Annotated in this window: 5 protein-coding genes; all 5 read left to right on the top strand. The window is 45.9% G+C overall.

Going from position 1 to position 6,675, the window contains the following annotated elements:
* Positions 1 to 597 precede the first annotated feature (597 nt).
* The 5 genes from ACTSEZ_RS19955 to radA all read left to right on the top strand — a co-directional run bounded on the left by ACTSEZ_RS19955 (position 598) and on the right by radA (position 6,673).
* Positions 598 to 1,059 (top strand): CtsR family transcriptional regulator, encoded by a 462-nt coding sequence (locus ACTSEZ_RS19955; RefSeq protein WP_029282894.1) that lies wholly within the window; start codon positions 598 to 600, stop codon positions 1,057 to 1,059.
* Between the two features lie 15 nt (positions 1,060 to 1,074).
* The gene (gene mcsA, locus ACTSEZ_RS19950; RefSeq protein ID WP_369736008.1) at positions 1,075 to 1,620 is read left to right on the top strand and encodes a protein-arginine kinase activator protein McsA; all 546 of its coding nucleotides are present in this window, start codon (positions 1,075 to 1,077) and stop codon (positions 1,618 to 1,620) included.
* Position 1,621: 1 nt separating this feature from the next.
* Complete coding sequence (gene mcsB, locus ACTSEZ_RS19945) at positions 1,622 to 2,713, top strand: protein-arginine kinase McsB (RefSeq protein WP_369736007.1); 1,092 nt, start codon at positions 1,622 to 1,624, stop codon at positions 2,711 to 2,713.
* Positions 2,710 to 5,160, top strand: a complete 2,451-nt coding sequence (gene clpC, locus ACTSEZ_RS19940; protein WP_369736006.1) for an ATP-dependent protease ATP-binding subunit ClpC — start codon at positions 2,710 to 2,712, stop codon at positions 5,158 to 5,160. The genes mcsB and clpC overlap by 4 nt, the downstream gene beginning before the upstream one ends.
* A gap of 130 nt (positions 5,161 to 5,290) precedes the next feature.
* Complete coding sequence (radA, locus tag ACTSEZ_RS19935) at positions 5,291 to 6,673, top strand: DNA repair protein RadA (protein ID WP_369736005.1); 1,383 nt, start codon at positions 5,291 to 5,293, stop codon at positions 6,671 to 6,673.
* Positions 6,674 to 6,675 lie beyond the last annotated feature (2 nt).

Genomic DNA, 6,675 nt, shown 5'->3' with positions numbered 1-6,675 from the left:
ACGTTGCCAGGCACGCAGAAAAAAGGACAGCAGAGATGCTGTCTTTTTTGTTGTTCAGAAGGAAATCAGGGGGGACATAGTACAAACAACCGCTTGAATCGTACCCTGGTAAACTGTAAAACGATATCGGAGGGTAAGCAAATGCTTCAATCGTACCCTGTTAAACCGAAAAACGATATCAGAGGGTAAGCAAAGCCCCGATCACATACCCTCCAAAACCGAAAAACAACCTCACAGGGCAAGCATGCACCTGAATACCATAGCAATTCCCGCCTAACTCTTATCCACCAATCTAATCATGCCTTGCCGCATGCACTTTTATTCTTATGCAGAAAAGCTGCGTTTAATGGATCCCGGTCAGAAAAACAGCTCATTATTACCGATTGCTGACGTATACATAAAGTATTATCCTTCCTCCACCTTCCTTTCATTACTCTTCCCATTTAAAATAATACGGCAAATTCTGTTTAAAAACGTTTCACTGCCGTTAATAATGGAAATAGATAGATGAGCAGTTATGAGTTGAAAAAATGGTACGTTCGTTTTATATTAGTGTTAAAGTCAAATATAGTCAAAGTCAAGTTAGGGGGAGGCGGAGTGCGGAACATCTCGGATGTCATTGAACAGTATTTGAAGCAGGTGCTTACGACGAGCGGCAAGGAAATCGTCGAAATCAAAAGAAGTGAAATTGCGGATAAGTTTCAGTGTGTGCCCTCACAAATCAATTATGTCATCAATACCCGTTTTACGATTGAACGAGGATATATCGTAGAGAGCAAAAGGGGAGGCGGCGGCTACATTCGGATTATAAAAGTGAAATCGAATGATGCTGCGCATTTAATTGATCAGATCATGGGCATTATCGACAGGCGGATCTCTCAGTCATCTGCTGAAGATCTCATATTAAGGCTTGTAAGTGAAGATGTCATTTCAGAACGGGAAGCAAAAATCATGCTGAGTGTGATTGACAGGTCCGTTTTATATATTGAACTGCCGCACAGGGATGAATTGCGGGCAAGAATGATAAAGGCCATGCTGACTTCCTTGAAATACCGATGAGAGCAGGTGACAGACTTGATATGCCAGGAATGCAAGGAGAGACCGGCAACATTTCATTTTACGAAGGTTGTGAACGGCGAAAAAACTGAGGTTCATATTTGTGATAAATGTGCTCAGAACAACAGTTCCATGTTCATTGACAGCAGCAAAGGATTTTCTATTAATAACTTGCTGGCAGGCCTTTTGAACATGGATTCATCCGTTTCCGCATCAAAGCAGGATGTTTTTAAAAAAAATGAAGTTCTGCAGTGTCCCGGCTGCGAGATGACGTTTCAGCAGTTTACAAAAGTGGGACGGTTCGGTTGTTCCGAGTGCTACCGGACGTTTAAAGATCAAATTAACCCGATTCTGAGAAGAGTCCACAGCGGCAATACGGTGCATGCTGGAAAGATTCCAGAGCGAATTGGCGGTAGCATTCACATCCGCAAACGAATAGAGTTATTAAAACAGAATCTAAAAGAGCAAATTCAGCAGGAAGAGTTTGAAAAGGCTGCTGAAATCCGGGATGAGATCCGTTCGCTTGAACTTTCGTTAAAAAGTTCCAGAGGAGGTGAATCCTGATATGTCACTTCAGCAGTTTATTAACCAGGCGATGAGTGCCTGGATGAGCAAGGATGGGCCTGATTCAGACATTGTTCTCAGCAGCCGTGTCAGACTGGCAAGAAACATTGAGAAGTACAGGTTTCCGACTTTTGCTTCGAATGAAGAGCTGCAGGATATTCTCTCTCTTTTTGAAGAGACGTTTGCGGATAAGAGCGTAGATGAGATCGGCAAGCTTGAAATGCTCCGCATGGATGATTTGCAGCCTATTCAAAAAAGGGTGCTCGTTGAGAAGCATTTAATCAGTCCGAATTTAGCAGAGGATTCTTCGTTCGGCGCATGTTTGCTGTCTGAGAATGAAGAGGTCAGCATCATGCTGAATGAAGAGGATCATATTCGCATTCAGTGTCTGTATCCCGGTCTGCAGCTGAAAGAAGCTTTAAAAGCAGCGAGCAGGCTTGATGACTGGATGGAAGGTTCGGTTGACTATGCGTTTGATGAACAAATAGGATACTTAACCAGCTGCCCGACAAATGTGGGAACAGGGCTGAGGGCATCGGTGATGATGCACTTGCCGGCTCTTGTGCTCACACAGCAGATGAACAGAATTATTCCGGCTATTAATCAATTAGGTCTGGTTGTTAGAGGAATTTACGGGGAAGGCAGCGAAGCATTAGGTAACATCTTTCAGATTTCCAATCAGATTACTCTCGGCAAGTCTGAGGATGATATTGCAGAAGATCTGCTGAGTGTGGTGCACCAGCTGATTGAAAAAGAGCGCTCTGCACGGGAAGCTTTATATAAAACGTCGCAGGTGCCGCTTGAGGACCGTGTGTTCAGATCCCTGGGCACGCTGACATACAGCAGGATCATTGAATCCAAAGAAGCAGCTAAATGTTTATCAGATGTGAGACTGGGAATTGATTTAAATATCATCAAAGATATTTCCAGAAATATTTTAAATGAGCTGATGATCCTGACTCAGCCGGGATTTCTCCAGCAGTATTCCGGAGGAGCATTGCGCCCGGATGAACGGGACATAAGAAGAGCTTCATTAATCAGAGAAAGACTAAACCTAGAAATGGTCAGAAGGATGGAGGATGATGAAGGATGATGTTTGGAAGATTTACTGAACGCGCTCAGAAGGTTCTTGCATTAGCACAAGAGGAAGCCGTCCGTCTTGGACATAACAATATCGGCACAGAGCATATTCTTCTCGGTCTTGTAAGAGAAGGTGAGGGCATCGCTGCCAAAGCGCTGACAGCTCTTGGCCTTGGATCAGATAAAATTCAAAAAGAAGTAGAGAGCCTCATCGGCAGAGGACAGGAAATTTCACAGACGATACACTACACTCCCCGAGCTAAAAAGGTGATTGAGCTTTCCATGGATGAAGCAAGAAAGCTTGGACATTCATACGTAGGCACAGAGCACATTCTTTTGGGTCTTATCCGCGAAGGTGAAGGTGTGGCTGCACGGGTGCTTAATAACCTCGGTGTAAGCTTAAATAAAGCACGCCAGCAAGTGCTCCAGCTGCTTGGCAGCAATGAGTCCGGCTCAGGCCACCAGAGCGGATCTATGAACAATGCCAATACGCCGACTCTGGACAGTCTGGCACGCGATCTGACGGCCATTGCACGCGAAGGCAGTCTTGACCCTGTCATTGGCCGAAGCAAAGAAATCCAAAGGGTCATTGAAGTTTTAAGCCGCAGAACGAAAAACAATCCTGTTTTAATCGGGGAGCCTGGTGTCGGTAAAACGGCAATCGCAGAAGGCCTTGCCCAGCAGATTGTGAACAATGAAGTACCGGAGATCCTCCGCGACAAGCGTGTTATGACACTTGATATGGGGACTGTTGTTGCCGGCACGAAATACCGCGGTGAATTTGAAGACCGTCTGAAAAAAGTGATGGATGAAATTCGCCAGGCAGGCAACATTATCCTGTTTATCGACGAACTTCATACACTGATCGGTGCAGGAGGCGCTGAGGGGGCAATTGATGCTTCCAACATCCTTAAGCCGTCGCTTGCAAGGGGAGAACTTCAGTGCATCGGGGCCACTACGCTTGATGAGTACCGCAAATATATTGAAAAGGATGCAGCTCTCGAACGACGCTTCCAGCCGATTCAGGTTGATGAGCCGACAGCTGATGAAAGCATCCAGATTTTAAAAGGGCTTCGCGACCGTTATGAAGCTCATCACAGAGTATCCATCACGGATGAGGCAATTGATGCAGCGGTTAAGCTTTCAGACCGCTATATCTCAGACCGTTTCCTTCCGGATAAAGCAATCGATTTAATTGATGAAGCCGGTTCGAAGGTTCGCCTCCGTTCGTTTACAACTCCTCCGAACTTAAAAGAGCTTGAAATGAAGCTTGAGGAAGTGCGCAAGGAAAAAGATGCATCTGTTCAAAGCCAGGAATTTGAAAAAGCGGCTTCTCTCCGTGATACAGAGCAGCGTCTGCGCGAGCAGCTCGAGGAAACGAAGAAAACATGGAAAGAAAAACAGGGTCAGGAAAATTCGGAAGTGACAGTGGATGATATCGCAATGGTTGTTGCGAGCTGGACTGGAATTCCTGTCTCACGCCTTGCCCAGACAGAAACAGATAAGCTGCTGAACATGGAGCAGATTCTTCATAACCGCGTGATTGGCCAGGATGAAGCCGTTGTAGCTGTTGCAAAGGCTGTGCGCCGCGCAAGAGCAGGGCTTAAAGATCCGAAGCGCCCGATTGGGTCATTTGTTTTCCTCGGCCCTACAGGCGTAGGTAAAACAGAGCTTGCAAGAGCACTTGCAGAATCCATCTTCGGCGATGAGGATGCCATGATCCGGATTGATATGTCCGAATATATGGAGAAGCACTCCACATCAAGACTTGTTGGTTCCCCTCCGGGATATGTCGGGTATGAAGAAGGCGGACAGCTGACTGAAAAAGTACGCAGAAAGCCGTATTCTGTTGTTCTTCTCGATGAAATTGAAAAAGCTCACCCTGATGTTTTCAACATTCTTCTTCAGGTGCTTGAAGACGGACGATTAACAGATTCTAAAGGAAGAACGGTCGATTTCAGAAATACCATTTTAATCATGACGTCGAATGTCGGCGCAAGCGAACTGAAGCGCAACAAGTACGTTGGCTTTAACGTGCAGGATGAGGCGCAGGATTACAAGGATATGAAGGGCAAGGTTATGAATGAGCTGAAAAAAGCATTCAGACCTGAGTTCCTGAACCGTATAGATGAAATTATCGTGTTCCACTCTCTTGAGAAGAAACACATTAAAGAGATTGTTACTCTTATGGCTGATCAGCTGATGAAACGTCTTGCCGAACAGGACCTTGTGCTTGAACTGACAGATGCTGCACAGGAGAAAATAGCCGATGAAGGATTTGATCCTGAGTACGGTGCCCGTCCGCTGAGAAGGGCGATCCAGAAGCATGTTGAAGACCGCCTGTCTGAAGAGCTGCTTAAAGGCACGATCGAAAAAGGCCAGAAAGTTGTGCTCGATGTGACAGAGGGAGAATTTACTGTAAAAAGTTCTTCAGAAGCTGAAGCGGAGAAAATCAAATAATCATCAGAAGCGAAACAATCATGAGGCATACATTTTTCACGTATGCCTCGATTTCGTTTCTTAGAGCAAACACACTGAATCTACCGATTCTCTTTTTAAAAAGGTAATCTAGTAAGGAAGGACAGAATGTATGGCTAAAACAAAATCGAAATTCATGTGCCTTGAGTGCGGATATGAGTCCCCAAAATGGATGGGGAAATGCCCTGGCTGTGGAGCATGGAATACGATGACAGAAGAAGTTGTAAAAACAGGAACGGCAAACAGGAGAGTGGCCTTTGCACACTCTGCTCCGGGTCAGACCGCAAACAAACCTTCACCTATTACAAACATTGAAACGTCTCAGGAACCGCGCATTAAAACCAACCTCAAAGAATTTAACCGTGTTCTCGGCAGCGGGATTGTAAAAGGTTCCCTTGTCCTGATAGGAGGAGACCCCGGAATTGGAAAATCAACGCTTTTGCTTCAGGTTTCCTCACAGCTTGCCGATAATGGAAACGATGTTCTTTACATATCGGGAGAAGAGTCGGTCAAGCAGACGAAAATGAGGGCTGACCGCCTAGGTGTTAAATCTGATAAACTGCTTGTACTTGCTGAAACGGATATGGAATATATCGCTAAGGCAATTGATGATACAAATCCGGCTTTTGTGATTGTTGATTCCATTCAGACGGTGTTTCAGAGTGACATTACCTCAGCACCTGGAAGTGTCTCGCAGGTCCGGGAATGTACGGCAGAACTTATGAGACTTGCAAAAACGAAAGGCATCGCCATCTTCATTGTCGGACATGTAACAAAGGAAGGGTCAATTGCCGGTCCGAGAATTCTTGAGCACATGGTGGACACTGTCCTGTATTTTGAAGGAGAGCGCCATCATACGTACCGGATACTAAGAGCAGTGAAAAACCGTTTTGGGTCAACAAATGAGATGGGTATTTTTGAAATGAAGGAAAGCGGGCTTGAAGAGGTTCTGAATCCGTCTGAGATCTTCCTTGAGGAACGTTCCAAAGGGGCAGCAGGCTCTACCGTTGTAGCTTCCATGGAAGGGACAAGACCGGTACTTGTTGAGATTCAGGCGCTGATTTCACCGACAAGCTTCGGCAACCCGAGAAGAATGGCAACAGGAATCGACCATAACCGGGTGCCGCTTCTGATGGCTGTGCTTGAAAAGAGAGTCGGTTTGCTGCTGCAGAATCAGGATGCCTATTTAAAAGTGGCCGGCGGAGTAAAGCTTGATGAGCCTGCTATTGATCTTGCAGTGGCTGTAAGCATTGCTTCAAGCTTTAAGGATGCGCCTTCAAAAGCAACAGATATTATTATTGGAGAAGTAGGGCTTACAGGCGAAGTAAGGCGCGTTTCGAGAATTGAGCAGCGCGTCATGGAAGCAGCCAAGCTCGGGTTCAGGCGTGCGATCATTCCAGAGGCAAATATAGGCGGTTGGACAGTTCCGCATGGCATAGAGGCAGTGGGTGTGAAAAACGTCGCAGAAGCCCTGCAAATCACACTGGGAGGGTAGCA

The sequence above is a fragment of the Metabacillus mesotrionivorans genome, assembly GCF_052171315.1.
Lineage (GTDB): Bacteria > Bacillota > Bacilli > Bacillales > Bacillaceae > Bacillus_P.
The sequence above is the reverse complement of the archived record's forward strand: the minus strand, read 5'-3'. Positions and strand labels throughout refer to the sequence as shown.

Bases quoted from the DNA above. Each gene is read 5' to 3' on its own strand.
- radA (WP_369736005.1), top strand. From the start codon at position 5,291: ATGGCTAAAACAAAATCGAAATTCATGTGCCTTGAGTGCGGATATGAG.
- mcsB (WP_369736007.1), top strand. From the start codon at position 1,622: ATGTCACTTCAGCAGTTTATTAACCAGGCGATGAGTGCCTGGATGAGC.
- clpC (WP_369736006.1), top strand. From the start codon at position 2,710: ATGATGTTTGGAAGATTTACTGAACGCGCTCAGAAGGTTCTTGCATTA.